General features: G+C 67.7%; 2 protein-coding genes. Both read left to right on the forward strand.

Features of this window, described 5'->3' with window-relative positions; genetic code table 11:
• The first annotated feature begins 523 nt into the window (after positions 1–523).
• On the forward strand, positions 524–868 hold the full coding sequence (locus EAO76_RS43865; protein ID WP_148841774.1) for a CU044_2847 family protein: 345 nt from the start codon (positions 524–526) through the stop codon (positions 866–868).
• A gap of 92 nt (positions 869–960) precedes the next feature.
• Positions 961–2413: serine protease (locus tag EAO76_RS43870; protein ID WP_148841775.1), on the forward strand; the 1453-nt coding region annotated here is incomplete at its 3' end.

Here is a 2413-nt window from a genome sequence, read left to right on the forward strand (position 1 = left end):
CGCACGGCCGTCCACTCCGCGTCCGTCATGTCCGACGGATACCGCCGTACCCGATCGGGATGGTCGGCCGCGTTGCCGTACACGTGCGCGAGACAATCACACGATGGTGCAGCCGAGTTGGACTGGACGGGCTCGGACACGTACAACAAGGACACCAGGGCCTCCCGGTACTGCTCGGTCAGATTCGCATCCCCGAGCTACCGAGAGGCCCTGTCTTCATGCGCGTACAACGGGAAGATCACCCGGGTGAGAAGCCTGTTCGAACCGCACGTTCCGTGATCGGTTGAGATACGGCTTCTTACACCGTTCTTCGTTTTACCGTCCTGTGAACTGCAGGCTTGGCCGTGGCGTCCGAGTCCCGTCTCTCGGGGAAGACGGGCATTTCCGTTCGCGCGCTCCGGTCCGGGTGCGGCTGGGTTATGGGGAGTGAGTTTTCCAGTTTGCCTCCGTCGGGGTGGCTGATGTGATCGGATGTCAGATTGACTGGCTGATGGGACGATTTGATCTGTTGGAAGGGTAGTTGATGCAGAGCTTGACGCGGATGCCGCTGGAGGGCGGCGGGACGATTCTGTTCGAGGCCGCGCCGGAACTCGGCGGGCCGGTGAAGGCGGGGCGGGTCGCGGATGCGATTCGCGAGCTGCCGCAGACATTGCAGGATGCTCTGGTACCGGTCCGGGAAACGGCGAGGGCGGTACTGGAGCAGTTGAAGGAGGCCGGGCCGGACGAGGCGGAGGTGGAGTTCGGGGTCGATCTCTCGTCGCAGGCCGGCGCCGTCATCATCAAGAGCGACGCGGCCGTGCATCTGAAGGTCCGGTTGCTCTGGAAGAAGGATGAGCCCACACCCGCCACCGGAGACGCCGGAGCGTGAACGTCGGGGTCGGACTGCCGTCAGGTCACAACGTCAACGGCTCCTCCGGAGCTGTTCCTCATCCTGCGGCCCCCGGTGAGGGGAGTGGTTCCATGCCGGGTTCGGTGGTGCAGGTCCTGGCAGCGGACGGTGCGGTGGCCGGGGCGGGTTTCCTGGTCGGTGAGGGTGTCGTCGTCACCTGTGCGCACGTGGTGCGCGCGGCCGGGCGGGAGCCAGGCGGCCGGGTGGAGCTCGCCTTCCCGCATCTGCCGGGTGCGCCGCGGGTGTGGGGTGAGGTGCCGGCGGAGCAGTGGCGGGCGCCGGAGGCCGAAGACATCGCATTCGTGGAGCTGGACAGTGTTCCGGCAGGCGTGGGCGCGTTGGCGCTGGGGTCGGGCGCGGGGTCCCGGGGGCACCGGGTGTCCTCGTTCGGGTTTCCCACCCAGGCACCGCCCGGTGGCCATTTCGGCTACGGCACGGCCAGCGACCTGCTGCCCGACAGCACCGGCACAGGTGCGCTGTTGCAGTTGTCCGGCGCCAACGACCTGACGACCGGCTTCAGCGGCGGCCCGGTTGTGGACGAGGTGACCGGTCTGGTGATCGGCATGGTCACCGCGATCACCTCCCCCGACACCCACCTCAAGGGCCTGGACATCGCCTACTGCACCCCCGCCGAGGTACTGCGCGAAGTCCGGCCGGACCTGGCCGAGCACCAGGTCTGCCCCTACCGGGGGCTGGAACCGTTCACCGCAGAACACACGCAATGGTTCTACGGCCGCGAGGCCGTCGTGAGCAGCGTGCTGGACGCGCTGGGCGGGCAGGAGCGGATGCTCCTCCTGCTGGGCCCGTCCGGCGCAGGCAAGTCATCCCTCATCCAGGCCGGGGTCCTGCCCGCCCTCGCCGACGGCGATGTACCGGGCAGCGCACGCTGGCTCCCTCTGATCACCCGCCCCGGACAGGACCTACTCACCGAACTGGAACACGCCGGACTGCCCGGCGCCACATCCGACGGCCTTCTGTCCGCGGTGCAACGCCGCCTGGCCGGCGAACCGGAGCACGACCGCCTGCTCCTGGTGATCGACCAGTTCGAGGAACTTCTCACGCAGCTGGCTCCCACAGAACACCGAGTACCCGACCGCCGTGCGGCTGCCGCGGATGAACTGCTGGCGTTGATCAAATCACCGGCTGATGCCAGCGTTATCCTGATCATGCGGGACGACTTCTATCCACAACTCGCGGCCCTGGCCCCAGGACTGCTGGAAGCCGCAGCACCCGCACTCCTCAACGTGCCCGCCACCCTCAGCGTCCCAGAACTCCGTGCCATCATCACCCGGCCCGCCCAGGCAGTCGGCCTGGGTATCGAGGACGGGCTGACGGAACGGATCATCGCCGATGTCCGCGCCACCGACCCCGCCCACCGCGCACCGGTCACTCTCCTCCCGCCTCTGGAGCTGGCGCTGAGCCAGCTGTGGAAGGACCGCGACAACGGCCGCCTCACCCACCGGGCCTACGAGAAGATCGGAAAAGTCACCGGCAGCCTGGCCAACGGGTACGACAAAGCCATTA

Origin of the sequence: Streptomyces sp. sk2.1, from assembly GCF_008120935.1 — a bacterium.
GTDB lineage: Bacteria > Actinomycetota > Actinomycetes > Streptomycetales > Streptomycetaceae > Streptomyces.